We start from the raw sequence: 25,285 nt of genomic DNA on the forward strand, positions 1-25,285 counted from the left end.
CAGTATAGCGAGCCGTTGTGGCGAACTGCGGGCGCGACGTGGCCGCGCACGGCTGCCGACGGGCGGCCGATGCGTGTCGCGATCAGGCCAGATGCTGGTCGAGGTAGCGCTCGATCTCGCGTTCGATCAGCGGCTTCATCGCGCCCATCAGCAGGCCGAGTTCGGCGCTGACGTGCACGTCGTGCTCGCCGACCGCGATCCGGCCGCGCACGCCGCTGCGTTCGAACGTCAGCGTGTCGCCGTCCCAGCGGTGGCAGACGCCGAACCGGTCGCCGAGCGAGCAGGCCAGCCGGTCGACGGCGTCGCGCACGTCCTGGCGGCTGCGCTGGTGGGGACGGCGGATGTCGATGCGGCTCATGCCGGGCTCCGGATGCGGGCGTGCGGGACGGCATGCTGTGCTAAATTTCGCGGCAATAACAAGCCTGGATGGCCGATGCGCCTCAGTTTTCCGAACGGCGAGCACCGCGACGTCGTCGTCGCCGCCGGCGCCGTCACGCTCGGCAGCGCGGAAGGCAACACGATCGTGATCGCGGCCGACGGCGTGCACGCCTGGCACGCGCGCGTCACCGCCGATGCGCGCGGTCTGGTCCTGGACGTACTCGACGCGGCCGCGCGCACCCACGTCAATGCGCGGCCGGTACGCGAGAAGGCGCTGCTGCGGCTCGGCGACACGGTCTGTCTCGATCGCGTCGCGGTCCTGGTCAAGCCCGATCGCGACGCCGACGTCGCGGACGAGGCGGTGACGCTCGACGTCGACGGGTCCGCGCCGGTGGCACGCGCCGCGCTGCGCGGGATCTCCGGCAGCTGGTTCGGCAAGTCGATCGCACTCAATCCGCAGCTGACGATCGGATCGGCTGCCGGCAACGACCTCGTCGTCGACGAGGCCGGCGTCGAGCCGCTGCATGCGACGATCGTGCTCGGCGGGCCGCGCATCGCACTGCGCAGCCACGGCAGCGGCGGCGTCCAGGTCAACGGCGTCGCCGTCACGGCGGCGCTGCTGCGCTCCGGAGACCAGGTCGTGATCGGCCGCAACCGGTTCCTGATCGAGGCGCCGGGCCTGCCGTCGGCCGACGAGACGCGCCGCACGCCGCTGATTCCGCAGCCGGCCGTCGATCCGGCGCTGCTGGACGGTGCCGGCGAGGAGACCGAGGCGGCGCGCAACGGCCTGTGGTGGCTGATCGGCGGCGGCGCGCTGATCGGCCTGGCGCTGGCGCTGCTATTGCTGCTGGGCACCTGAGCGGCGCGCACGGCGCAGCCAGTCCGGCACGCGCAGGGCCAGCAGCACGACGAGGATGCCGGCGTAGATCAGCGGCTCGCGCACCGCGATCGTCTCGCCGTACTTGACCTGCCAGAGGAAATGCAGGATCGCCAGGATCGCCAGCGGATAGATCAGCCGGTGCAGCTTCTGCCAGCGGCCGCCGAGCCGGCGCATCATCGCGCGCGTCGAGGTGACGGCCAGCGGAATCATCAGCAGCCAGGCCAGGAAGCCGGCGGTCACGAACGGCTTGCGCGCGATCTCCTGCAGGATCTGCGACCAGAAGCCGCCGAGATCGACGACCAGATAGACCGCCAGATGCACGCTGGCGTAGAAGAACGCGAACAGCCCCAGCATGCGCCGGTAGCGGATCACGCCGGCACCGGCGCCGAGCCGGCGCAGCGGCGTCAGCGCCAGCGTCGCCAGCAGCAGGCGCAACGCCCAGGCGCCGGTTTCGTGCTCGAGGCGCGCGACCGGATCGGGTCCGAGGTCGCCGTAGGCGGTCAGCCAGACCAGCCAGGCCAGCGGCAGCAGGCAGGCGGCGAAGACGAAAGGCTTGCTGAGCGCGATCGGATCGAGGCGGCGCGCCATCAATAGTGGGTCCGCAGGTCCATGCCGGCATACAGGCCGGCGACCTGGTCGGCGTAGCCGTTGAACGGCAGCGTCGCGATCCGGTTGCCGAGCAGGTTCAGGCCGGTGCCGGCGATGCGCCGTTCGCTGGCCTGGCTCCAGCGCGGATGGCTGACCCCCGGATTGACGTTGGCGTAGAAGCCGTACTCGTCGCCGGCCGAGAGGTTCCACGAGGTGGCCGGCTGGCTCTCGGTGAAGTCGATGCGCACGATCGACTTGATGCCCTTGAAGCCGTACTTCCACGGCACGACCAGGCGCAGCGGCGCGCCGTTCTGGTTCGGCAGCGTGCGCCCGTACAGCCCGACCGCGAGCAGGGTCAGCGGATGCATCGCCTCGTCGATGCGCAGGCCCTCGCGATACGGCCAGCGCAGCACCGGATACGACAGCCCCGGCATCTCGGCCGGTCGCTCGACCGTCGTGAACGCGACGTACTTGGCCTGGGCGGTCGGGCGGAAGCGCTTGAGCACGTCGCCGAGCGGGATGCCGACCCACGGAATGACCATCGACCAGGCCTCGACGCAGCGCATGCGATAGATGCGTTCCTCGAGCGCATGCGGCTTGACCAGGTCCTCCAGCGCGAAGCGGCCGGTCAGCTCGGCATGTCCGGCCACCTCCACGCTCCACGGCGCCGGCTTGAAGCGGCCCGATCGCCGCCACGGATCGTCCTTGCCGGTCCCGAACTCGTAGTAATTGTTGTAGTGCGTCGCGTCGCGCAGGCTGGTCCGGGTCTCGTCGGTCGAGTAGGCGCTGCGGCTGGCGACCGTCAGCGCCTCGCCGGGCAGCTCGGCCGCCTCGGCGGCGGCGCCGTCCTCGGCCCGGCTGCAGCCGGCGGCCAGGGCCGGTCCGGCCAGCGCGAGCGCCTTGAGGATCTGGCGGCGGCGCAGCCAGGTCGATTCGGACGTGATCTGCGAGCCCGGTATGGCGGGTACGGCGTCGCGGCGCATGGGTCGGTTCCGGCGAGGCGGGAAGGGCGTCGCGACGATACTCCGTCCGATGTTCAGCCGCGATGAACGCGGCGGCTGCGGAACGCGCGCCAGCCGGGCTTGCCGCCATGCCGCACTGCGGCATACTGTGGTCGTTTCCGTCACCGCCTGCGCCGTGCGCAGCGCATCTGCGAGGTTCGCGTGAGTCGATGCTTCAACTTCAGCGCCGGACCGGCCGCCCTGCCCGAGGCGGTGCTGCGCCAGGCGCAGGCCGAGCTGCTCGAGTGGAACGGCACCGGCGCTTCGGTGATGGAGGTCAGCCATCGCGGCAAGCCGTTCATGGATCTGGCCGCCGAATCCGAGCGCGACCTGCGCGACCTGCTCGCGATCCCCGATCACTACCGCGTGCTGTTCCTGCAGGGCGGCGCGACCCAGCATTTCGCGCAGATCCCGATGAACATCGCGCGGCGCGACCAGGTCGCCGACTACGTGCTGACCGGCGCCTGGAGCGAGAAGGCCGCACGCGAGGCCTCGCCGTACACGACGGTCCGCATCGCGGCCAGCGCGCAGGCCGGCGGCTACGCCGGTCTGCCGCCGGCCGACGCGTGGCGGTTCGACCCTTCCGCCGCCTACGTCCACGTCGTCAGCAACGAGACGATCCACGGCGTGCAGTTCGCCGATCCGCCGGACACCGGCGAGGTGCCGCTGGTCGCCGACATGTCATCGGACATCCTGTCGCGGCCGATCGACGTCTCGCACTACGGCCTGATCTACGCCGGCGCGCAGAAGAACATCGGCGCCTCGGGTCTGGTCGTGATGATCGTGCGCGAGGATCTGCTCGCGCGCTGCCCGGCCGACATCGCGCGGATCTTCAGCTACGCCGAACACGCCGCCCAGGGCTCGCTGCTCAATACGCCCAATACGTTCGGCTGGTATCTGGCCAGCCTGGTCTTCAAGTGGCTCAAGGCCGAGGGCGGCGTCGCCGCGATGGCCGCGCGCAATCGCGAGAAGGCCGCCGCGCTGTACGCGGCGATCGACGGCTCGGACTTCTATCGCAACCCGGTCGATCCGGACGCGCGCTCAGCGATGAACGTGCCGTTCACGCTGCCGCGCGCCGGGCTCGACGAAGTGTTCCTGCGCGAATCGCGCGAGGCCGGCCTGCTCGCGCTGAAAGGGCACAAGCTGGTCGGCGGCATGCGCGCCTCGCTGTACAACGCGGTGACGCTGGAGGCCGTGCACGCGCTGGTCGCCTTCATGCAGGACTTCGCGCGCCGCCACGGCTGAGCCGGCGGCGCGTCCCCCCTTCCATTGCCGATCCGATCCCATGAGCGCAGATCCGCCGCCCGATGCACCCCCCGACCTGGCCCAGGTGCGCGCGCGCATCGACGCCATCGATCGCACGATCCAGGAGCTGATCGCCGAACGCGCCCGCTTCGCGCACCAGGTCGGCCTAGCCAAGGGGCCGCTCGCGGCGGCGGTGGACTACTACCGGCCCGAGCGCGAGGCGCAGGTGCTGCGCATGGTCGTCGACCGCAACCAGGGGCCGCTCGGCGACGAGGTGCTGGTCCATCTGTTCCGCGAGATCATGTCGGCGTGTCTGGCCCAGCAGGAACCGCTGAAGATCGGCTTCCTCGGGCCGGAAGGCACGTTCAGCCAGCAGGCCGTGCTCAAGCACTTCGGCCGCTCGGCGCACGGCATGCCGATGGCGAGCATCGAGGAGGTGTTCCAGGAGGTCGAGAACGGCAATGCCGATTTCGGCGTGGTGCCGGTTGAGAACTCGGGGCAGGGCACGATCCAGGTCACGCTCGACCTGTTCCTGACCTCCGGCCTCAAGATCTGCGGCGAGGTCGAGCTGCGCGTGCACCAGTTTCTGCTCTCGCGCAGCGGCCGCATCGAGGACATCGAACGCATCTACTCGCATCCGCAGTCGTTCGCGCAGACGCAGGGCTGGCTGCGCGGCAACCTGCCTCAGGTCGAGAAGATCCCGGTGTCGAGCAATGCCGAGGGCGCGCGCCGCGCGCGCAACGCCGACGACGCCGCGGCGATCGCCGGCGAGGCGGCCGGCCACGTCTACGGGCTGCGCAAGGTCATCACCGGACCGATCGAGGACGACAAGGACAACACCACGCGCTTCCTGGTGATCGGCCGCCAGCTGTTTCCGGCGTCCGGGCACGATCGCACCTCGGTCCTGGTCTTCATCAAGGACCAGCCCGGTGCGCTGTTCAACGTGCTGAGCCCGTTCGCCCGGCATGGCATCAGCATGAACCGCATCGAGTCGCGGCCCTCGCACCAGGCCAAGTGGGAATACGCGTTCTTCATCGATCTGGCCGGCCACGTCGAGGACGCGCCGATGCAGCGCGCACTGGCCGAACTCCAGGCGCACGCCGCGCAGATCAAGGTGCTGGGCTCCTATCCGGTCGCGGTGCCGTGAGCTTCGACGCTGCGCGGCTGGCCAATGCGGCCACCGCGGCGCTGCGCGCCTACGATCCCGGCCACGACCTGCCGGCGCTGCGCCGGCTGCACGGCGCCGCGCTCGCCGAGCTCGGCTCGAACGAGAATCCGCTCGGCCCCAGTCCGCGCGCACTCGCCGCGGCACGCGACAGCCTGGCCGAGGCGTTCCGCTATCCCGATCCGAAAGGCGCGGCGCTCAAGCGCGCGATCGCCGGCCACCTCGGCGTCGATGCGTCGCGGATCGCGCTCGGCAACGGCTCGCACGAGCTGCTGATGCTGATCGGCCAGTGCTTCGCCGACGCGCACGGCTCGGTCGTCCATTCGCAATACGGCTTCGCGGTGTTCCCGATCGCGACCGCGGCGGCCGGCGCGCGCGCGATCCGCGTGCCGGCGCTGCCGGCCGATCATGCGCGCATGCCGTACGGCCACGATCTGCCGGCGATCGCCGCCGCGGTCGAGGCCGACACGCGTATCGTGTTCCTGGCCAATCCGAACAACCCGACCGGCGGCTGGTTCGACGACGCGGCGCTCGACGCCCTGCTTGCCGAGGTGCCGCAGACCGTACTGGTCGTCGTCGACGAGGCGTATCAGGAGTTCGCCGACGCCGAGGGGCCGCGCAGCGCGCTGCGCCTGATCGAGCGCCATCCGAACCTGATCGTCACGCGTACGTTCTCCAAGGCCTACGCGCTGGCCGGCCTGCGCGTGGGATACCTCGTCGCCGATCCGGGCGTGGTCGAGGTGATCGAACGCCTGCGCGAGTCGTTCAACGTCAACGGGCCGGCGCTCGCCGCGGCCGAGGCCGCGCTCGGCGATACCGGGCATCTGCGCGCGGTGCGCGACTGGACGCTGGCCGAGCGGGCCTGGCTGGCCGGCGAGCTGAGCGCACGCGGCTACCGCGTGCTGCCGTCGCAGACCAACTTCCTGCTGATCGACCTCGGCGCGGACGCCGCCGCGCTCGAGGCGGCGCTGTTCGCGCGCGCGGTGATCGTGCGGCCGATGACCGGCTACGGCTTGCCGCAGACCCTGCGCATCAGCGTCGGCAGCCGCGAGGAGAACCTGCGCCTGCTGGCGGCGCTGCCGTCATGATGGTCGCGGCGGGGCGCCAAGCCGCGCGCAGCGCCGCATCGCCGACGCTGGCCACGGGCGGGTCGCCTGCTGTCTGCGGGCCCCGGTGCTGCGCGAGCGGTCACGCCGCCGAGGTTCTGATCCGAATCCGAGGATGTACGCGCCGATGAGCCAGCTGGAATGGACGAGCGCCGCGGGTGGACCGCTGACCGGCACGATCCTCGTGCCCGGCGACAAGTCGGTCTCGCACCGCGCGATCATGCTGGCCGCGCTGGCCGAGGGCGTGTCGCGGGTCGACGGCTTCCTCGAGGGCGAGGACACGCGCGCGACCGCCGCGGCGTTCGCCGGCATGGGCGTGCACATCGAGACCCCGTCGGCGTCGCGGCGGATCGTGCATGGCGTCGGCCTGCATGGCCTGCGGGCGCCGGCCGCGCCGATCGACTGCGGCAATGCCGGTACCGGCATGCGCCTGCTTGCCGGCCTGCTCGCCGGCCAGCGCTTCGAGTCGGTCCTGGTCGGCGACGCGTCGCTGTCGCGGCGGCCGATGCGGCGCGTGATCGATCCGCTGGCGCTGATGGGCGCTCGCATCGATGCCGAGCCCGGCGGCCTGCCGCCGCTGCGGATTCACGGCGGCCGCGCCCTGCGCGGCATGCGCCACGCGCTGCCGGTCGCCAGCGCACAGGTCAAGTCCGCGCTGCTGCTGGCCGGTCTGTATGCCGACGGCCAGACCGAGGTGCGGGAGGTTCATCCGACGCGCGACTACAGCGAGCGCATGCTGGCTGCGTTCGGCTGGCCGATCGCGTTCGGCGAAGGCTGGGCGCGCCTGTCCGGCGGCCACCGCCTGCGCGCGACCGACGTGCGCGTGCCGGCCGATTTCTCGTCGGCCGCGTTCTTCCTGGTCGCGGCCAGCCTGATGCCGGGATCCGACCTGGTCTTGAGTGCGGTCGGCCTCAATCCGCGTCGGACCGGGCTGCTGACCGCGCTGCGCCTGATGGGCGCCGATATCGTCGAGCGGGACCGCCGCGAGCAGGGCGGAGAGCCCGTCGCCGATCTGCACGTGCGGCATGCGCCGCTGCGCGGCATCGACTTGCCGCCGGATCTGGTGCCGGACATGATCGACGAGTTTCCGGCGCTGTTCGTCGCCGCCGCGGCGGCACGCGGCATCACGCGCATCAGCGGCGCCGCCGAGCTGCGCGTCAAGGAATCGGATCGCCTCGCGGCAATGGCGCGCGGCCTGGAGGCGCTCGGCGTCGCCGTGACCGAGCATCCGGACGGTGCCGACATCGAGGGCGGACCGATCGGCGCCGGCCGCGTCGACAGCCGCGGCGACCACCGCATCGCGATGAGCTTCGCCGTGGCCGGCCTGATCGCCGCCGGGCCGGTGCGGATCGCCGACTGCGCGAACGTGGCGACCTCGTTCCCGGGCTTTCTCGAGCTCGCCAACGGCTGCGGCTTCGCGCTGAGCGCGCAGGCGGCCGCTCAGCGATAGACCAGCACCGGGATCTTCGAGTGGGTCAGCACCTTCTGCGTCTCGCTGCCGAGCAGCGCGGCGGACAGGCCGCGGCGGCCGTGCGAGGCCATGAAGATCAGATCGCAGCCCTGGCTGGTCGCGGTATCGATGATGCCGCTCCAGACCGTGTCGCATTCGGCCGCGACGGTGCGGCACGACACGCCGGCCGCCGCGGCCGCGTCGGCGATGTGGCGCAGATGGCGTTCGGCACCGGCCAGCGCCTGTCGCCGGAACTGTTCCGGATCGACCAGCGTGTATTCGGCGAACGACAGCGGATAGTCTTCGGCGCCGCAGTAGCCGACGATGCCCGCGCCGAGGGCCGAGGCCAGCTCGATCGCGCCGGCGATCGCCTTGTGCGACAGCGCGCTGCCGTCGGTCGGAACGAGGATCTTCTTGAACATGGCGGTGCTTCGCAGGAGGCGGGCGATCATCATCGCCGCGGCCCGCCGCGGACCAGTTGATCCGGATCAAGCGCAGCGGCGATGCGATCCGCGCTGCCGCCATGGGCGGCGGCCATGCGGCAGCCGGCGCCGGCCGGCGCCGTGCACCGCCGTGGACCGTTCCGGCCGGGGAGCGCGCATCCGCCGCAGTGCCCGCCTCCCGCTGCGCTGCGTTCGGGTGCGGCCCGGATGCGCGGTCCGGACCTGCCGACCTGATAAAATCGCCGATTGCGCCCGAGGAGCTCCCATGACGCCGGCATCGCCTTCCGCCCCGGTCCTGACGATCGACGGTCCTTCCGGATCGGGCAAGGGGACGGTCAGCCGCCTGGTCGCCGAGGCGCTCGGCTGGCATCTGCTCGACTCCGGCGCGCTGTACCGGGCGGTCGGCTACGCCGCCGGTTCGGCCGACCTGGACCTGTCCGACGCCGATGCGGTCACGCGCTGCGCGCAGACCACGACGATCCGCTTCCGCGATCCCGGCGACGGCGGCGAGACGCGCGTGATCGTCAACGGCCACGACGCGACCGACGAGCTGCGCACCGAGACCGCCGGCGCGGCGGCCTCGGCGATCGCGGCGATCCCCGGCGTGCGCTCGGCCCTGTTCGAGCGCCAGCGCGGCTTCCGCCGCGCGCCGGGCCTGGTCGCCGACGGCCGCGACATGGGCACGGTGATCTTCCCGGATGCCCCGTACAAGGTGTTTCTGACGGCCAGCGCCGCCGAGCGCGCACAGCGCCGGTATAAACAGTTGAAAGAAAAGGGGTTGAGCGTTACACTCGCCGCCCTTTTGCATGAAATCGAGGCGCGCGACGCGCGCGACGCCGCCCGCGTGGTGGCGCCGCTCAGGCCCGCCGCCGACGCCGTCACCATCGACACGACCGGCATGCCGGTCCAGACGGTGGTGTCGCGCGTGCTGGCGCTGGTGCGTCCGGCCTCCTGATCGTACGGAAGGGAACGGTCCGGCGCACGCGCGCCGGGAATTTGAACGGTGCCGGCGAAACGGCACCCTCGACAGGTGGATCGCGCCTCGTCTCGCAGGCTGGAACCCGCGGCGACTGCGATCTGTTGTCTCAACTGGATACCAACATGACCGAAAGTTTTGCTGAGCTGTTCGAACAGAGCCAGTCCTCGCTGGCCAAGCTGCGCTCCGGCGCCATCGTGTCCGGCATCGTCGTCGACATCCGCAACGACGTCGTCGTCGTCAACGCCGGCCTGAAGTCCGAGGGCATCATTCCGATCGAGCAGTTCAAGAACGATCTGGGCGAACTGGAGATCGACGTCGGCGACGAGGTCAAGGTCGCGCTCGACTCGATCGAGAACGGCTTCGGCGAGACGATGCTCTCGCGCGAGAAGGCCAAGCGTTCGCTGGTGTGGGACGAGCTCGAAGAGGCGCAGACCGCCAATGCCGCGATCACCGGCCGGATCTCCGGCAAGGTCAAGGGCGGCTTCACCGTCGACATCAAGGACGTCCGCGCGTTCCTGCCGGGCTCGCTGGTCGACGTGCGGCCGGTGCGCGATCCGTCCTACCTCGAAGGCAAGGAACTCGAGTTCAAGATCATCAAGCTCGACCGCAAGCGCAACAACGTGGTGGTCTCGCGTCGTGCGGTGGTCGAGAGCGAGTTCAGCGTCGAGCGCGAGCAGCTGCTGGACCGCCTGCAGGAAGGCGCGGTCGTCAAGGGTGTCGTCAAGAACCTCACCGACTACGGTGCGTTCGTCGACCTCGGCGGCATCGACGGCCTGCTGCACATCACCGACATGGCGTGGAAGCGCGTGCGTCATCCGTCCGAGGTGGTCAACGTCGGCGACGAGCTCGACGTGCGCGTGCTCAAGTTCGACCGCGAGCGCAACCGCGTCAGCCTCGGCCTCAAGCAGCTCGGCGAGGATCCGTGGGTCGCGATCTCGCGTCGCTACCCGACCGGCACCCGTCTGTTCGGCAAGGTCAGCAACGTCACCGACTACGGCTGCTTCGTCGAGCTCGAGCCGGGCGTCGAAGGCCTCGTGCACGTCTCGGAGATGGACTGGACCAACAAGAACGTCAACCCGGGCAAGATGGTCCAGGTCGGCGACGAGGTCGAGGTCATGGTCCTGGACGTCGACGAGGAGCGCCGCCGCATCTCGCTCGGCATGAAGCAGACCCGCGCCAACCCGTGGGAAGCCTTCGCCGCGATCCACAAGAAGAACGACAAGGTCATCGGCACGATCAAGTCGATCACCGACTTCGGCATCTTCGTCGGTCTGGAAGGCGGCATCGACGGTCTGGTCCATCTGTCGGACATCTCCTGGCAGACCACCGGCGAAGACCTGGTCCGCAACTTCAAGAAGGGCGAGGAGATCGAGGCGGTCGTGCTGGCCGTCGATCCGGAACGCGAGCGCATCTCGCTCGGCGTCAAGCAGCTCGAGCAGGATCCGTTCGGCCAGTTCATGGCGGCCCATCCGCGCGGCAGCATCGTCAGCGGCACGGTCCGTGAAGTGGACGCGCGCGGTGCGACGATCGACCTCGGCGACGGCGTGGAAGGCTATCTGCGCGCCAACGACATCGCCAAGGAGCGGGTCGAGGACGCGACGCAGTACCTCAAGGTCGGCGACACGGTCGAAGCCAAGTACACCGGCATGGACCGCAAGGGCCGCAGCCTGCAGCTGTCGATCCGCGCCAAGGACGAGGAAGAGCTGCAGCAGACGCTCGAGGAGTACCAGAGCGCGTCGGGCGGCACCACCAAGCTCGGTGCGCTGCTCAAGGAACAGCTCGGCCGCTCGGCCGACTGATCTCCCGCGCGTCACAGGGGCGCCTCCGTCCGCGTACGGTGTGCGATGAAACGGCCCCGCTGTCCGCCTTCGGGCGGGCAGCGGCGGCCCACAACGGAACATTCCGCGTCGATGACCAAGTCGGAATTGATTGAAGCGTTGGCCGCGCGTCAGGTGCACCTTGCGGCCAACGATGTGGAGCTGGCGGTCAAGAGCCTGCTCGAACAGATGAGCCAGGCGCTGGCCGACGGCGATCGTATCGAGATCCGCGGTTTCGGCAGCTTCTCGCTGCACTACCGTCCGCCGCGCATGGGTCGCAACCCCAAGACCGGCGACGCGGTAGCCTTGCCGGGCAAGCATGTGCCGCACTTCAAGCCGGGCAAGGAACTGCGTGAGCGCGTCAATGAGTCGGCCAAGCAGCTGCTCCAGTCCAACGACTGACCGGTCGTGCCGCCGTGCGGCCGGCTGCGCCGTTCGTTCGCGTTGAGATCACGATGCGTACCGGTTTGACCCTGCTGCTGGTGGTCCTGTTCGCGGTGTTCGGCGCCGTGTTCGGCGCGCTCAACGCCGAGACGATCAGCGTGGACCTCTACGTCCGCAGCGTGTCCCTGCCCAAGGGCGCCGCGCTGCTGGCCGCCCTGATGCTCGGCTGGCTCAGCGGCGGCTGTCTGGTCTGGTTCGCGCGCGGGCGCCGCGCGCGCCGCCGTGCGAAGGCGGCCGCGGCCGCCGCGCCGGGCAGTCCGGCCGCCCCCGACGAGCCCGTGGTATCCGGTGGTGCATGAACGCACTCGCCTGGCTGTTCGCGCTGCTCCCGGTCGCCGCGCTATCGGGCTGGCTGCTCGGGCGCCGCGGTAGCGAGCGCAGCTCCGGCGCGCGCGTCAACGAGCTGTCGACCAGCTATTTCCGCGGTCTGAACTACCTGCTCAACGAACAGCAGGACAAGGCGATCGAGGTCTTCCTCAAGCTCGCCGAGATCAACCGCGACACCGTCGAGACGCATCTGGCGCTCGGCAACCTGTTCCGCCGCCGCGGCGAGGTCGAGCGTGCGATCCGCGTGCATCAGCACCTGATCGCGCGGCCCAATCTCAGCGAATCGGAGAAGACTGTCGCCCTGCTCGAGCTCGGCGAGGACTACATGCGCGCCGGCCTGCTCGATCGCGCCGAGACGCTGTTCAGCGACCTCGTCGCGATGGACGCGCTGGCGCCGTCGGCGCTGCGGCATCTGATCTCGATCTACCAGCACGAGCGCGACTGGCACAAGGCGATCGAACACGCGCGCCGGCTCGAGAAGGCCGGCGGCGACTCGCAGGCGGCGATCATCGCCCAGTTCTACTGCGAGCTCGCCGAGCAGGCGCGCGCGCAGGCCGACTGGCCGACCGCGCTGGCCTATCTGGACCAGGCCGAGGGCGCCGAAGGGCGCTGCGTGCGCGCGAGCATCGTGCGCGGCCACATCGAGGCCACGCGCGGCCATCTGGCCGAGGCCGCCGCCGCGTTCGAGCGCGTCGCCGAGCAGGACGTGGACTACGTGCCGGAGATCCTGGCGCCGCTGCTGGACTGCTACGCGCGCCTGCAGCGCATGCAGCGCGCCGAGGCGTTTCTGCTCGGCATCGCCGAGCGCTACAAGGGCGTCTCGCCGGTGCTCGCGCTGGCCAAGCTCTACGCGAGCACACGCGGCGAGGCCGTCGCGATCGCCTACCTCAACCAGACGCTGCGCCAGCGGCCGTCGGTGCGCGCGCTGATCGCGCTGATCGACGTCAGCCTGGACCGCTCGCGCGGCGAGGCGCGCGAGAACCTGCTGCTGCTGCGCGAACTGGCGCGCAAGCTGCTCGAAGGCCAGGCGATGTACCGCTGCAACCGCTGCGGCTTCGGCGCCAAGGCGCACCACTGGCAGTGCCCGAGCTGCAAGAGCTGGGAATCGGTGCGTCCGATCCACGGCGTGGTCGGCGAGTAGGCCATCGGCATGACGGTATCGGCGACGATCGCGGCGCCGCTCGCCGCGCTGGCGTTCGTGCTGTCGGCGCTGCTGACCCGCGCCAGCATCGCCTACGCGCTGCGCCGCCGCCTGATCGACCAGCCCGGCCAGCGCCGCTCGCATACGGTGCCGACGCCGCGCGGCGGCGGCATCGCGATCGTCGCCGCGGTCCTGGTCTGCATCGGCGTGCCGATCGTGCTGTGGATGCCGGCGCAGTGGCCGGTGGTCGCGGCGATCGTGCTGGTCGCGGCAGTCGGCTGGATCGACGATCACCGGCCGCTCGGCGCCGCGGCGCGGCTGGCCGTGCATGCGCTGGCCGCCGCTCTGGTCTGCGCGCCGGCGATCCCGGCGCTGCTGGCCGGTTCCGGCCCGGCGGCGCTCCCGGATGCGTTCGGCGCGGAGCCGGCGGCTCGCCTGCTGCTCGCGCTCGCCGCGGTCCTGACGATCGTCTGGAGCATCAACCTGCACAACTTCATGGACGGCATCGACGGCCTGCTGGCGCTGCAGGCGCTGTTCGTGTTCGTCGTAATGGCGGTCCTGCTCGACCGCTACGGCGCGCCGGCGCCGGCCGCCGCGGCGCTGGTCATGGCGGCCGCGGTCGGTGGCTTCGTGCCGTTCAACTTCCCGCGCGCGCATATCTTCATGGGCGACGTCGGCAGCGGCGTGCTCGGCCTGCTGGTCGCGCTGCTCGGGCTGGCGCACCTGGCGCAGGCCGCGCCGGCCGCGGTCAATGTCGCGATCGCCTGTTCGGCCTTCGTTGTCGACGCCTCGGCTACCTTGCTCTCGCGCATGCTCCGCGGCCGGCGTTGGTATAGTGCGCACCGCGAGCACCTCTACCAGTGGCTGGTGCGCAGCGGACGCAGCCATCCGCGGGTCGTCGCGCTCTACGCGCTGTGGAATCTCGGAATCGTCGTTCCGGTCCTGTGCTGGGTCAATCGTTCACCTCGGGTGTCGGGCACCATGTCGAACATCGCCATCGGTCCGTTTGAGGCGCCGCCTGCGGCCTGGGGCGCCTGCGCCGCGGTCTACGCGGCCGGCCTCGCGCTGTGGTTCGCCGGCCGGCGGCACTGCCTGCGCCGCATTCGGATGCGGGGCACGCGATGACGATGCTGCGCTCGGCGATGGCGGCGATCCATCCGCGGCTCGCGGTGGTCCTGCACGATCTGACGATGGTCGCGCTGGCCTGGGTCGTGGCCAACGTGGTGCGCTATTCGCTGCTGGCCGAGCCGCCGCAGATCGGCTGGCTGACGCCCGAGCTGGCCCTGGTGCTGGCCGCGCAGGGCGCGGTGTTCTGGCTGACCGGGCTGTACAAGGGCCTGTGGCGCTTCGCGAGTCTGCCGGACCTGTGGAACATCGCGCGCGCCAGCGTGCTCGGCGCGCTCGCCGCGGCGCTGGTGCTGTTCCTGTACAACCGCCTCGACAGCGTGCCGCGCGCGGTGCTGGTGATCTATCCGCTGGTACTCTCGGTCCTGCTCGGCGGACCGCGCCTGCTCTACCGCTACTGGAAGGACAGCCATCTCGATCTGGGCGGCGGCCGTTCGGCGCAGCGCGTGCTGGTGCTCGGCGCCGGGCGTGCCGGTGCGGCCCTGGTCCGCGATCTGCTGCACGAGAACCGCTACCGGCCGGTCGGCGTGCTCGACGACGATGCCAAGCTGCGCGGCGGCCGCGTCCACGGCGTGCCGGTGCTCGGCCACTTGGCCGACCTGCCGCTGCTCGCGCGCGAGACCGCCGCGCAGATGCTGCTGATCGCGATGCCGTCGGCGACCAACGTGCAGATGCGGCGCGTGGTCGCGCTGTGCGAGGAGACCGGCCTGCCGTTCCGCACGGTGCCGCGCCTGGAGGACATCGTCGCCGGGCGCTCGAGCTTCAACGAGCTCAAGGAGGTCGCGATCGAGGATCTGCTCGGCCGCGATCCGGTGCAGCTGGACTGGACCGCGATCCGCACCGGCATCTCCGGCAAGCGCGTCCTGGTCACCGGCGGCGGCGGCTCGATCGGCTCGGAGCTGTGCCGGCAGGTCGCGCGGCTCGGCGCGGCGGCGCTGACGATCCTCGAACAGTCCGAATACAACCTCTACCGCATCGAGCAGGAGCTGCGCCGCGAGTATCCGGACCTGCTGCTGGACGCGCGCATCGGCGATTGCGGCGACGCGATCGCCTGCGAGCGCGCGTTCGCGGCGGCGCGGCCCGAGGTGGTCTTCCACGCCGCGGCCTACAAGCACGTGCCGCTGCTGCAGGGGCAGATCCGCGAGGCGTTCCGCAACAACGTGCTGGCGACTCAGGTCGTGGCCGAGGCCGCCGACCGTCACGGCGCCGGCAGCTTCGTGCTGATCTCGACCGACAAGGCGGTCAATCCGTCCAGCGTCATGGGCGCGTGCAAGCGCGTGGCCGAGCTGTTCTGCCAGAACTTCGCGACGCATTCGCGCACGCGCTTCATCACGGTGCGCTTCGGCAACGTGCTCGATTCGGCCGGCTCGGTCGTGCCGCTGTTCCGCGAGCAGATCCGCGCCGGCGGTCCGGTCACGGTCACCCATCCGCAGATCACGCGCTACTTCATGACGATCCCGGAGGCCGCGCAGCTGATCCTGCAGGCCTGCGTACTCGGCCGCGGTGGCGAGATCTTCGCGCTCGACATGGGCGAGCCGGTGCAGGTGCGCTACCTCGCCGAGCAGATGATCCGCCTGGCCGGCAAGCAGCCCGGCCGCGACGTCGGCATCGTCTTCACCGGCCTGCGGCCCGGCGAGAAGCTGTTCGAGGAGCTGTTCCACCCGCTCGAGAACTACCAGCAGACCACGCATGCCAAGATCTTCCTCGCGCAGTCGCGGCTGATGTCCTGGGAGCTGCTGGCGAGTCAGCTGCGCCAGGGCGCGCTGGCCACGCGCGACTACGACGAGGACGCGCTGCGGCGCCTGCTCGACGGCCTGCTGCCGGAGTTCGCGATGCGGCCGGCCGGCGGCGATGCGCAGGTGCTGGCGCTCGGCGAGCGCGCGCCTTGACGGCAGCGGCTCGCCGTTCGCGATCGCCCGCCGCCGGGTCCGGTCCGGTGCGCGCGCAGACCGCGCCGCGTTTCGATTCCATGCTCATCCCCTTCATTCGTTTCGAGGACATGCCGTGAGCTCCCCCCGTTTGCGCAAGGTCGTCTTCCCGGTCGCCGGTCTCGGCACCCGCTTCCTGCCCGCGACCAAGGTGGTCGCCAAGGAAATGCTGCCGGTGCTGGACCGGCCGCTGATCCAGTACGCGGTCGACGAGGCCGTCGATGCCGGCGCCGACACGCTGGTGTTCGTCACCAACCGCTACAAGCACGCGATCGCCGACTACTTCGACAAGGCCTACGAGCTCGAGAGCAAGCTCGCCGAGGCCGGCAAGACCGAGCTGCTGGCGATGGTGCAGGGCACGCTGCCGCCGCACGTGCGCTGCGTGTTCGTAACCCAGCCCGAGGCGCGCGGGCTCGGCCACGCCGTGCTCTGCGCGCGGCCGGTGGTCGGCGACGAGCCGTTCGGCGTGATCCTGCCCGACGACCTGATCTGGAACGAGGGCCCCGGCGCACTGCGCCAGATGTCCGAGCTTTCGCAGCGCGAGAACGGCGCCGGCATCATCGCGGTGGAGGAAGTGCCGCACGACCAGACCGACAAGTACGGCATCGTCGACGCGACCGCATTGTCCGAGCGCGCGGCCAAGATCAATCTGGTCGTCGAGAAGCCCAAGCCCGAGGTCGCACCGTCGAACCTGGCGATCGTCGGCCGCTACGTGCTGCCGGCGCGGATCTTCGGGCTGCTCGAGAGCACGCAGCCCGGCGCCGGCGGCGAGATCCAGCTGACCGACGCGATCGAGGCGCTGCTCGCCGAGCGCTCGGTGCTGGCCTATCGCTTCGCCGGTACGCGCTTCGACTGCGGCAACAAGCTCGGCCTGGTCAAGGCGACGCTGCACATGGCGCTGCAGGACCCGCAGATCGCGGCCGCCACGCGCGAGTTCGTCGGCGGCCTCTGAGCCGCGCCGCTGCCCGCCGCCGCGCTGCCCGGCGTGGCGGCCTTCCGGAGCCGCGCTGATGGACCTCAGCTACATCCTCAACCACCTCGGCGAGGATCGCGACCGCTATCACGGCGCGGTCGTGCCGCCGCTGGTGCAGTCCTCGATCTTCGCGTTCCCGACGGTCGCGCAGATGCGCGCCGGCTTCCGCGACGAGTACGCCGGCCACGTCTATACGCGCGGCAACAATCCGACCGTCGCGATGCTGCGCGCGAAGCTCGCGGCGCTCGAGGGCGCCGAGGACTGCCTCGTGTTCGGCAGCGGCGCCGCGGCGATCGCGGCCGGCGTGATCGCCTGCGTCGGCCAGGGCGACCATGTCGTCTGCGCCGCGCGGCCGTACAGCTGGACGCGCAGCCTGCTGCAGGATTTCCTGCCGCGCTTCGGCGTGGAGGCCCGCTTCGTCGACGGCGGCGAGGCCGCCTCGTTCGAGGCGGCGCTGACCGAGCGCACGCGGCTGATCGTGCTCGAGAGCCCCAACTCGATGACGTTCGAGCAGCAGGATCTGGCCGGCATCGCCGCACTGGCGCGCCGGCGTGGCATCCGCACGCTGTGCGACAACAGCCATGCGACGCCGCTGAACCAGTCGCCGATCGCGCTCGGCATCGACCTGGTCGCGCATTCGGCGACCAAGTATCTCAACGGCCACAGCGACGTCGTCGCCGGGGCGCTGTGCGGTCCGGCCTCTCTGCTGCGCGGCGTGTTCAAGGGGCCGTACATGACGCTGGGCGCAATCCTGTCGCCGCACGATGCCTGGCTGATGCTGCGCGGCCTGCGCACGCTCGAGATCCGCATGGAACGCGTCGCGGCCAGCACGCGCACCGTGCTGACCTGGCTCGAAGCCCAGCCGCGGATCCGCCGCGTCTGGTCGCCGCAGGCGGCGGACAATCCGCAGCTCGGCCTGAGCGCGCGCCAGCTGCGCGGCGCCAGCGGCCTGGTCACGATCGATCTGGACGCCGCGGACGTCGCCGCGGTCGAGCGCTTCTGCGACGGCCTGACGCGCTTTCTGATGACCGTGTCCTGGGGCGGCTACGAGTCGCTGGCGTTTCCGGTCTGTGCGGTGTTCCCGCCGGGGACGCCGCTGCGGCCAGCCAAGGGGCTGGCGCTGAGCCTGGTGCGGCTGTCGATCGGGCTGGAGGACCCGCAGGTGCTGATCGACGATCTGGCCCGGGCCCTGGCTCGGCTCTAGCGGACCGGCCGCGTTCAGGTCCGGCGGCGCCGGCCGCACGGACGCCTCTTTCAATCGAATCAATCGCTTGCCGGGGACCGGTCGGGGCGGGTGCAGCGGTTTCACGGCGGCGCCCGCCGATTCGGCGCGGCGCCGGTCCGGCGATTCGACAAGCACCGCGCGCCCGGGCTATAAACCCGATCAACATTCTTTTCTAACCCCTTTTGTGTCCGAAGAAATCCTCATCAACGTGACACCACGCGAAACCCGCGTGGCCCTGGTCGAGAACGGCATGTTGCAGGAGGTGCTGGTCGAGCGCTCGAGCCGGCGCGGCTACGTCGGCAACATCTACAAGGGCCGCATCAGCCGCGTCATGCCCGGGATGCAGGCGGCCTTCGTCGAGGTCGGCCTGCAGCGCACCGCGTTCCTGCATGCCTCGGACATCGTGCGGCCGTCGCTGCCGATCGTCGCCGACAACGGCGACCTGCTGCCGCCGCTGCCGCCGCCGATCGGCGAGCTGGTGCGTGAGGGCCAGGAGGTCGTCGTGCAGATCGTCAAGGACCCGATCGGCACCAAGGGGGCGCGGCTGACCACGCACCTGTCGATCCCGTCGCGCTATCTGGTCCTGCTGCCGTACAGCAAGGTGCTCGGCGTGTCGGCGCGGATCGAGGTCGAGGAGGAGCGCGCCCGGCTCAAGGACATGCTGGCCCAGCTGGTCGGCGACAGTCCGCTCGGCTACATCGTGCGCACCAATGCCGAAGGCCAGCCGCGCGAATCGCTGGCCGAGGACGTGGCCTACCTCGGGCGCCTGTGGAAGGCGGTGCAGGAGAACTCGGCGCGCGCGCGCGTCGGCGAGTGCATCTACGAGGATCTCGCGCTCGCGCAGCGCGCGCTGCGCGACCTGATGCGGCCGTCGATCGAGAAGGTGCGCATCGACTCGCGCGAGACGCTCGAGCGCGCGCAGCGCTTCGTCGCGCAGTTCATGCCCGAACTGGCCGAGCGCGTCGAGCACTATCCCGGCGAGCGCCCGATCTTCGACCTGTACGGCGTCGAGGACGAGATCCAGAAGGCGCTGCGCAAGGAGGTGCCGCTCAAGTCCGGCGGCTATCTGATCGTCGACCAGACCGAGGCGATGACGACGATCGACGTCAACACCGGCGCCTTCCTCGGCAGCCGCAACCTCGAGGAGACGGTGTTCCGCACCAATCTGGAGGCGGCGCAGGCCGCCGCGCGCCAGCTGCGTCTGCGCAACCTCGGCGGCATCATCATCATCGACTTCATCGACATGACCGACGAGGAGCACAAGCGCCAGGTGATCCGCCTGCTCGAGAAGGCACTGGCGCGCGATCACGCCAAGACCACGGTCTACGAGATGTCCGAGCTCGGCCTGGTCGAGATGACGCGCAAGCGCACCACCGAGAGCCTCGAACGCCAGCTCTGCGAGCCGTGTCCGGCCTGCGCCGGCCGCGGCAGCCTGAAGACCGCCGAGACGGTCACCTACGAGATCTTCCGCGAGATCACCCGCGCGGTGCGCCAGTTCGAGGCGGCCAAGCTGCTGGTGCTGGCCGCGCCGAAGGTGGTCGGGCGCATCCTCGACGAGGAAGGCGCGGCGGTGGCCGAACTCGAGGAGTTCATCGGCAAGACGATCCGCTTCCAGGCCGAGGAGCACTACTCGCAGGAGCAGTACGATGTCGTGCTGCTCTGACCGGCCGGCATGGGCGCCAGCGCAGCACCTGCGGTAGATCCGGCACGCCGCCGCTGGCGTCGCGTCCGTCGCATCGTCGCCGGCACGCTGGCGACGGTCGTGATCGCGCTCGGCGTGCTGGTCGGCATCGGCCAGCTCGTCGTGCCGTGGCTGGTGCGCAATCCGGACCGCGTCGAGACCTGGCTCGCCGAGCGCATCGACCGGCCGGTCACGATCGGCCACATCGCGGCGCGCTGGGTCCGCGGCGGACCGCAGCTGGTGCTCGAGAACGTGCTGATCGGGGCGCGCACGCCGGCGCAGACGCCGCTGCGGCTCGAGCGCGCCGAGCTGGCGCTGAACCTGTTCGCGCCGTTCCAGCGCAATCGCGCCTGGAACGAGTTCCGCCTGGTCGGCCTGGACCTCTCGCTCGAGCGCGGCGCCGACGGCCGCTGGCAACTGCACGGCTTCGATCTCGATCCGGCGGCCAGCGGCGATCCGCTCGGCGCGCTCGGCGTGCTGGTGCTGGTCGACCTCAAGCTGCGACTCGACGACGCGCGGCACGGCATCCACCTGCAGGTCGGCGCCAGCGAGCTGCGTCTGGTCAACCGCGGCGCCGAGCTCTATGTGCTCGGCAAGGTGCGCAGCCTCGACGAGGAGGCCAGCCCGCTCGACCTGATCACCTCGATCCGGCGCGGCGAAGGCCGCGGCCGCCTGTACCTGTCCGGCCGCGATGTCGACCTCGGCCGGCTGCTGCGCGGACAGGTCTACGGCGGCACGCGTCTGGACGCCGGCCGCGGCCTGGTCCAGGCCTGGGCGGAGTGGGACCACGGCCGGGTGCTGGACGTGCGCACGCGCCTGGACCTGCGCGGTCTGAGACTGGCGGCCGATGGACCGGAGGTCGGGCCGCCGAGCGCCGCCGCCGCAACGGCGCTGGACCGGCTCGCCGTGGCGCTGCGCTGGCGTCGCGGCGACGGCGAAGCCTGGTCGCTCGATCTGGCCGATCTCGTGCTCGGCGCCGGCGGCGTCGAGCATCCGCCGACGCGCGCCAGCGTCGAGATGCTCGGCGGCACGCCGCTGCGCTGGCGTGCCGCGGCCGACACGATCGCGCTGGCGCCGCTGGCGGGTCTGGCCGCGCAGATCGGCCAGCTGCCGCCGGGCCTGCGCGGCTGGCTGCGCGGCGCCGCGCCGCGCGGCCGTCTCGATCAGGCCTATCTGCGCTACGACGGCGCCGACGACTACGAGCTGAGCACGCGGTTCTCGGATCTGGCGGTCGCACCGGCCGCCAGGGCGCCGGGGCTCGGGCCGCTGCACGGCGAACTGCGCGGCGACGCCCAGGCGCTGCTGATCGCGCTGCCGGCGCAGGGCTTCACGGCCGAGTACCCGGGCGTGTTCCGCGAGCCGTTCGCGTTCTCGGCGTTCGGCGGCGACGTGGTGCTGCGGCGGATCGACGACGGCTGGCGCGTGGAGACCGACCGCATCGTCTTCGAGGGCGACGGCTACGGCGGCGAACTGCGCGGCGGCGTCGAGCTGCCGCGCGGCCGGCCGCGGCCGCGGCTCGATCTCTACGCGGCGGTCGCGCACGGCGACGTGCCGGCCGCCAAGCGCTTCTGGCCGGTCAACGTGATGCCGCGGCCCGCGGTCGACTGGCTCGATCGCGCGCTGCAGGCCGGCCGCGTCGTCGACGGCCGCGCCGTGTTCCGCGGCGATCTGGCCGAATGGCCGTTCGACGGCTACGGCGGGCGTTTCGAGGCGGTCGCCGCGATCGAGGACACCCAGCTGCAGTACCTGGCCGACTGGCCGCGCGTCGAGGGCGTCGCGGCGGTCGCGCGTTTCGTCAACGACGGCATGGAAGCCTCGGCGACCGCCGGCAGCTCGCTCGGTGCCGCGCTCGGCAGCGCCGAGGCGCGGATCGCCGATTTCGGCGACGCCGTACTCGAACTCTCGGCGGACGGCCGCGGCAGCGGCCGCAACCTGCTCGGCTTCCTGCGCGCCACGCCGATCGGCGCGCGCTTCCGCGACGCGCTGGCCGGCCTTGCGATCGGCGGCAGCGCCGATTTCGAGTTCGAGCTGGCCGTGCCGCTCAAGAAGGACGCACCCGGCTTCTCGCTCGACGGCACGGCGACGCTGGCCGGCGCCACGGTCACGCAGCCGGACTGGCGCGTCGACTTCAGCGACGTCGCCGGCGCGATCCGCTTCGACCGCGGCGGCTTCGTCGCCGAGAACCTGCGCGTGACGACGCGCGGCCACGCCGGTGCGCTGACCGTGGCGGTCGGCGATGCGGTCGCCGAGGCCGGGCAGGTGGTGCAGGCGCGGCTCGACGCGCGGCTGCCGGCCGAGGTCGTGTTCGCCGACGTGCCGGGTCTGGAATCGATTCTGGCACGCATGCAAGGCAGCTCGCAGTGGACGATCGCCGCCAGCGTCGCCGCTGCGCAAGACGGTGCGCCGGGCCGCACGCGGCTGAGCGCGCACAGCGATCTGGTCGGCACCGCGATCGATCTGCCGGCGCCGCTGGCGAAGGCCGCCGACGTCGCGCAGGCGCTCGACGTCGCGCTGCCGATGCCGTACGCCGGCGGTGATCTGCGCGTGACGCTCGGCGATCGGCTGATCGTCAGCGGCCGCCTGCCGGCGCCGAACGCGCCGCTGGCGATGCGGCTGGACTTCGGCACGCGGGCCGCCGGCGCGCTGCCCGACCGCGGTGTCCTGATCGGAGGCCATGCGCCGCAGCTCGACCTCGCCGGCTGGGCGGGCTTCGTCGGTGCCGGCAGCGGAGGCGGCGATTTCGAACTGCGCGGCGCCGACCTCGCGGTCGACGCGCTGATGCTCGGCACGCGCACGATCGGCGCGGCCGGCGTGCGCATCGCGCGCAGCGACGCGGCCACCGAGTTCAGCTTCAGCGGCGAGGCGCTGCAGGGCGGCATCACGCTGCCGAACGCCGATCTGATGCGCGCCGGCGTGACCGTGCATCTGGATCGCCTGCACTGGCCCGAATCGCCCGAGGACGACGATGCGGACGCGCCTCCGGCCGGCGGCGACCTCGCGCCGGGTCTGCTGCCGCCGCTGCACGTCTGGATCGGCGATCTGCGTGTCGGCCGCTCGGTGCTCGGCCAGACCCGGTTCGAGAGCCGGCCGGTCGCCGGCGGCATGCACATCGACCAGCTCGACGCGAAGTCGCCGAACCTGGAGATGCGCGCCCACGGCGATTGGACCGGCACGCCCGGCGCGAACCGCTCGCGGCTGTCGATCGAGCTGTCCTCGCACGACCTCGGCCGCATGCTCGACGCGTTCGGCTATGCCGGCATCATCGACGGGGGACGGACCACGGCACGCATCGAGGCCGGCTGGGCCGGACCGCCGACCGCATTCGCGCTGGCCAAACTCGACGGCACGCTCGCGATCTCGGTCGGGGCCGGCCGCATCCTCGACGTCGAGCCGGGCGCCGGGCGGATCTTCGGCCTGCTCTCGCTGACCGAGATTCCGCGCCGGCTCAGTCTCGATTTCTCGGACTTCTTCCGCTCCGGCTTCAGCTTCAACGCGATCACCGGGACGTTCCGGCTGAACACCGGCGAGGCGGCGACCGACGACCTGTCGATCAAGGGGCCGGCCGCCGACATCCGGGTCAGCGGCCGCACCGATCTGGCGCACAAGGACTACGACCAGCGCCTGATCGTGACGCCGCACGCGGGCGCGACGCTGCCGGTGGTCGGCGCGCTTGCCGGCGGGCCGGTCGGAGCCGCTGCCGGACTCGTCGTTCAGGGTCTTTTCAACAAGCAGATCAATGCCGTAGCGCGCGCGACCTACGAGGTCACCGGGCCTTGGGAGAAGCCGCAGATCCGGCTGATCTCGCGCGAGGGACGGTCCGGACGGCCGGCCCGCGGGGAGCCCGGCCCGGCCGGCTGAACGGGCCGGCGCGGCTTGCGGGCGGCGCGGTGCGCCCCCATGATCGTTGACCTGGTTCCATTCGCAAGGCCCCCATGACCTCTTTGATCGCCCAGGCCGAGCAGCGCCTGCTGCGGCCCGGCGGCTTGTCCGCCACCGACCTCGAGCCGGTGTTCGCGCGCCTGATGGCGCCGTCGATCGATGCCGCCGACCTGTACTTCCAGCATTCGCGCGCCGAGTCCTGGCTGCTCGAGGACGGCATCGTCAAGGAAGGCAGCCACAGCATCGAGCAGGGCGTGGGCGTGCGCGCGATCTCCGGCGAGAAGACCGGATTCTCGTACTCGGACCAGATCGTGCTGCCGTCGCTGTTCGAAGCCGCCGGCGCCGCGCGCGCGATCGCCAAGGCCGGCGCCGCCGGTACCGGCCGGCCGCTCGCGATCGCTTCGGCACCGGCGCTGTATCCGGCGATCGACCCGATCGAAACCCTGTCGAGCGAGGCCAAGGTGCGCGTGCTGCGCGAGATCGACGCCTATGCGCGTGCGCTCGATCCGCGCGTGCAGCAGGTCATCGTCAGCCTCTCGGCCGGCGTCGATACCGTGCTGATCGCCGCTTCCGACGGCACGCTGGCCGCCGACGTGCGCCCGCTGGTGCGCATGAACGTCCAGGTCATCGCCGAGCGCGGCGGCCGCCGCGAGTCCGGCAGCGGCGGCGGCGGCGGCCGCTACGGCTTCGACGAGCTGCTCGCCGACGGCCGTGCGCATGCGTTCGCACGCGAGGCGTTGCGCACCGCCCTGATCAATCTGGAGGCGGTCGATGCGCCGGCCGGCACGATGACCGTCGTGCTCGGCCCGGGCTGGCCCGGCGTGCTGCTGCACGAGGCGATCGGCCACGGCTTGGAAGGCGACTTCAACCGCAAGGAGACCTCGGCCTTCGCCGGCCGCATCGGCGAGCGCGTCGCCGCGCCGGGCGTCACCGTCGTCGACGACGGCACGCTGGCCGGCCGCCGCGGCTCGCTCAGCATCGACGACGAGGGCACGCCGACGCGCTGCACGACCTTGATCGAGGACGGCATCCTGACCGGCTACATGCAGGACAAGACCAATGCGCGGCTGATGGGCGCGGCCTCGACCGGCAATGGCCGCCGCGAGTCGTTCGCGCATCTGCCGATGCCGCGCATGACCAATACCTACATGCGGCCCGGCGCGCTGCCGCCCGAGGAGATCATCGGCTCGGTCAAGCGCGGCCTGTACGCGGTCAACTTCGGCGGCGGCCAGGTCGACATCACCAACGGCAAGTTCGTGTTCTCGGCCAGCGAGGCCTATCTGATCGAGGACGGCCGGCTGACCCGGCCGGTCAAGGGCGCGACGCTGATCGGCGCCGGCCCCGAGGTGCTCAGGCGGGTATCGATGATCGGCAACGACCTCGCGCTCGACGAGGGCGTCGGCGTCTGCGGCAAGGACGGCCAGAGCGTGCCGGTCGGCGTCGGCCAGCCGACGCTGCGGATCGACGCGATGACCGTCGGCGGCACCGCGGCATGACGGGCACCGCCGCG

21 protein-coding genes are annotated in these 25,285 nt (G+C 71.3%); 17 read left to right on the plus strand and 4 right to left on the minus strand.

Annotation, left to right across the window (positions count from 1 at the left end; translation table 11 throughout):
• Positions 1-82: 82 nt before the first annotated feature.
• Positions 83-358: a polyhydroxyalkanoic acid system family protein gene (locus VMR06_RS12165; RefSeq protein ID WP_325376681.1), complete on the minus strand. Its 276-nt coding sequence runs from the start codon at positions 356-358 to the stop codon at positions 83-85.
• A 75-nt stretch (positions 359-433) separates the two neighbouring features.
• Here VMR06_RS12165 and VMR06_RS12170 point away from each other — a divergent pair, with 75 nt between their 5' ends.
• Positions 434-1,237: an FHA domain-containing protein gene (locus VMR06_RS12170; protein ID WP_325376683.1), complete on the plus strand. Its 804-nt coding sequence runs from the start codon at positions 434-436 to the stop codon at positions 1,235-1,237.
• On the opposite strand, the gene VMR06_RS12175 is transcribed toward VMR06_RS12170, so the two are convergent.
• Positions 1,217-1,846 carry a protein-methionine-sulfoxide reductase heme-binding subunit MsrQ gene (locus VMR06_RS12175; protein WP_325376685.1) on the minus strand — a complete coding sequence of 210 codons (630 nt, stop codon included), beginning with the start codon at positions 1,844-1,846 and terminating at the stop codon, positions 1,217-1,219. The genes VMR06_RS12170 and VMR06_RS12175 overlap by 21 nt on opposite strands.
• Positions 1,846-2,829, minus strand: coding sequence for a protein-methionine-sulfoxide reductase catalytic subunit MsrP (gene msrP / locus VMR06_RS12180; RefSeq protein ID WP_325376687.1), 984 nt, complete (start codon positions 2,827-2,829; stop codon positions 1,846-1,848). The genes VMR06_RS12175 and msrP overlap by 1 nt, the downstream gene beginning before the upstream one ends.
• A gap of 180 nt (positions 2,830-3,009) precedes the next feature.
• On the opposite strand from msrP, the gene serC reads away from it, so the two are divergent.
• The 4 genes from serC to aroA all read left to right on the plus strand — a co-directional run bounded on the left by serC (position 3,010) and on the right by aroA (position 7,813).
• Entirely contained in the window at positions 3,010-4,092 is a 1,083-nt protein-coding gene (gene serC, locus VMR06_RS12185) for a 3-phosphoserine/phosphohydroxythreonine transaminase (protein ID WP_325376689.1), read from the plus strand.
• Positions 4,093-4,132: 40 nt separating this feature from the next.
• On the plus strand, positions 4,133-5,239 hold the full coding sequence (gene pheA / locus VMR06_RS12190; RefSeq protein WP_325376691.1) for a prephenate dehydratase: 1,107 nt from the start codon (positions 4,133-4,135) through the stop codon (positions 5,237-5,239).
• Positions 5,236-6,345 (plus strand): histidinol-phosphate transaminase, encoded by a 1,110-nt coding sequence (gene hisC, locus VMR06_RS12195; RefSeq protein WP_325376693.1) that lies wholly within the window; start codon positions 5,236-5,238, stop codon positions 6,343-6,345. The genes pheA and hisC overlap by 4 nt, the downstream gene beginning before the upstream one ends.
• 145 nt (positions 6,346-6,490) lie before the next feature.
• Positions 6,491-7,813, plus strand: a complete 1,323-nt coding sequence (gene aroA / locus VMR06_RS12200) for a 3-phosphoshikimate 1-carboxyvinyltransferase (RefSeq protein WP_325376695.1) — start codon at positions 6,491-6,493, stop codon at positions 7,811-7,813.
• Here aroA and VMR06_RS12205 read toward each other — a convergent pair.
• Positions 7,804-8,235, minus strand: coding sequence for a universal stress protein (locus VMR06_RS12205; protein WP_325376697.1), 432 nt, complete (start codon positions 8,233-8,235; stop codon positions 7,804-7,806). The two genes, aroA and VMR06_RS12205, sit on opposite strands and share 10 nt — an antisense overlap.
• A gap of 286 nt (positions 8,236-8,521) precedes the next feature.
• On the opposite strand from VMR06_RS12205, the gene cmk reads away from it, so the two are divergent.
• The 12 genes from cmk to tldD all read left to right on the plus strand — a co-directional run bounded on the left by cmk (position 8,522) and on the right by tldD (position 25,271).
• A complete protein-coding gene (gene cmk, locus VMR06_RS12210) occupies positions 8,522-9,211 on the plus strand; it encodes a (d)CMP kinase (RefSeq protein WP_325376762.1) in 690 nt (229 codons plus the stop codon).
• Positions 9,212-9,357: 146 nt separating this feature from the next.
• Positions 9,358-11,034: a 30S ribosomal protein S1 gene (rpsA, locus tag VMR06_RS12215; RefSeq protein WP_325376699.1), complete on the plus strand. Its 1,677-nt coding sequence runs from the start codon at positions 9,358-9,360 to the stop codon at positions 11,032-11,034.
• A 45-nt stretch (positions 11,035-11,079) separates the two neighbouring features.
• A complete protein-coding gene (locus VMR06_RS12220; protein ID WP_325376701.1) occupies positions 11,080-11,454 on the plus strand; it encodes an integration host factor subunit beta in 375 nt (124 codons plus the stop codon).
• Positions 11,455-11,507: 53 nt separating this feature from the next.
• A complete protein-coding gene (locus VMR06_RS12225; RefSeq protein WP_325376703.1) occupies positions 11,508-11,795 on the plus strand; it encodes a DUF1049 domain-containing protein in 288 nt (95 codons plus the stop codon).
• Positions 11,792-12,964, plus strand: a complete 1,173-nt coding sequence (gene lapB / locus VMR06_RS12230; RefSeq protein ID WP_325376705.1) for a lipopolysaccharide assembly protein LapB — start codon at positions 11,792-11,794, stop codon at positions 12,962-12,964. Before VMR06_RS12225 ends, lapB begins: the two co-directional genes overlap by 4 nt.
• A gap of 9 nt (positions 12,965-12,973) precedes the next feature.
• Positions 12,974-14,089, plus strand: a complete 1,116-nt coding sequence (locus VMR06_RS12235; protein WP_325376708.1) for a glycosyl transferase family 4 — start codon at positions 12,974-12,976, stop codon at positions 14,087-14,089.
• A complete protein-coding gene (locus VMR06_RS12240; protein WP_325376710.1) occupies positions 14,086-15,978 on the plus strand; it encodes a nucleoside-diphosphate sugar epimerase/dehydratase in 1,893 nt (630 codons plus the stop codon). The genes VMR06_RS12235 and VMR06_RS12240 overlap by 4 nt, the downstream gene beginning before the upstream one ends.
• Positions 15,979-16,093: 115 nt before the next feature.
• Positions 16,094-16,969 (plus strand): UTP--glucose-1-phosphate uridylyltransferase GalU, encoded by an 876-nt coding sequence (gene galU / locus VMR06_RS12245; RefSeq protein WP_325376713.1) that lies wholly within the window; start codon positions 16,094-16,096, stop codon positions 16,967-16,969.
• Between the two features lie 58 nt (positions 16,970-17,027).
• Positions 17,028-18,194, plus strand: coding sequence for a PLP-dependent aspartate aminotransferase family protein (locus VMR06_RS12250; protein ID WP_325376715.1), 1,167 nt, complete (start codon positions 17,028-17,030; stop codon positions 18,192-18,194).
• Positions 18,195-18,399: 205 nt separating this feature from the next.
• Entirely contained in the window at positions 18,400-19,878 is a 1,479-nt protein-coding gene (gene rng, locus VMR06_RS12255; protein ID WP_325376718.1) for a ribonuclease G, read from the plus strand.
• Between the two features lie 9 nt (positions 19,879-19,887).
• Entirely contained in the window at positions 19,888-23,754 is a 3,867-nt protein-coding gene (locus tag VMR06_RS12260; RefSeq protein WP_325376720.1) for a YhdP family protein, read from the plus strand.
• A gap of 74 nt (positions 23,755-23,828) precedes the next feature.
• Positions 23,829-25,271 (plus strand): metalloprotease TldD, encoded by a 1,443-nt coding sequence (tldD, locus tag VMR06_RS12265; RefSeq protein ID WP_325376722.1) that lies wholly within the window; start codon positions 23,829-23,831, stop codon positions 25,269-25,271.
• Positions 25,272-25,285: the final 14 nt, after the last annotated feature.

The organism is Dokdonella sp. (assembly GCF_035511235.1).
In the GTDB taxonomy this organism is placed as follows: domain Bacteria; phylum Pseudomonadota; class Gammaproteobacteria; order Xanthomonadales; family Rhodanobacteraceae; genus Dokdonella.

Coding starts and splice junctions, on each gene's coding strand:
- VMR06_RS12165 (WP_325376681.1), bottom strand. CDS start 358: ATGAGCCGCATCGACATCCGCCGTCCCCACCAGCGCAGCCGCCAGGAC.
- VMR06_RS12170 (WP_325376683.1), top strand. CDS start 434: ATGCGCCTCAGTTTTCCGAACGGCGAGCACCGCGACGTCGTCGTCGCC.
- VMR06_RS12175 (WP_325376685.1), bottom strand. CDS start 1,846: ATGGCGCGCCGCCTCGATCCGATCGCGCTCAGCAAGCCTTTCGTCTTC.
- msrP (WP_325376687.1), bottom strand. CDS start 2,829: ATGCGCCGCGACGCCGTACCCGCCATACCGGGCTCGCAGATCACGTCC.
- pheA (WP_325376691.1), top strand. CDS start 4,133: ATGAGCGCAGATCCGCCGCCCGATGCACCCCCCGACCTGGCCCAGGTG.
- aroA (WP_325376695.1), top strand. CDS start 6,491: ATGAGCCAGCTGGAATGGACGAGCGCCGCGGGTGGACCGCTGACCGGC.
- VMR06_RS12205 (WP_325376697.1), bottom strand. CDS start 8,235: ATGTTCAAGAAGATCCTCGTTCCGACCGACGGCAGCGCGCTGTCGCAC.
- cmk (WP_325376762.1), top strand. CDS start 8,522: ATGACGCCGGCATCGCCTTCCGCCCCGGTCCTGACGATCGACGGTCCT.
- rpsA (WP_325376699.1), top strand. CDS start 9,358: ATGACCGAAAGTTTTGCTGAGCTGTTCGAACAGAGCCAGTCCTCGCTG.
- VMR06_RS12220 (WP_325376701.1), top strand. CDS start 11,080: ATGAAACGGCCCCGCTGTCCGCCTTCGGGCGGGCAGCGGCGGCCCACA.
- VMR06_RS12225 (WP_325376703.1), top strand. CDS start 11,508: ATGCGTACCGGTTTGACCCTGCTGCTGGTGGTCCTGTTCGCGGTGTTC.
- lapB (WP_325376705.1), top strand. CDS start 11,792: ATGAACGCACTCGCCTGGCTGTTCGCGCTGCTCCCGGTCGCCGCGCTA.
- VMR06_RS12235 (WP_325376708.1), top strand. CDS start 12,974: ATGACGGTATCGGCGACGATCGCGGCGCCGCTCGCCGCGCTGGCGTTC.
- VMR06_RS12240 (WP_325376710.1), top strand. CDS start 14,086: ATGACGATGCTGCGCTCGGCGATGGCGGCGATCCATCCGCGGCTCGCG.
- VMR06_RS12250 (WP_325376715.1), top strand. CDS start 17,028: ATGGACCTCAGCTACATCCTCAACCACCTCGGCGAGGATCGCGACCGC.
- VMR06_RS12260 (WP_325376720.1), top strand. CDS start 19,888: ATGGGCGCCAGCGCAGCACCTGCGGTAGATCCGGCACGCCGCCGCTGG.
- tldD (WP_325376722.1), top strand. CDS start 23,829: ATGACCTCTTTGATCGCCCAGGCCGAGCAGCGCCTGCTGCGGCCCGGC.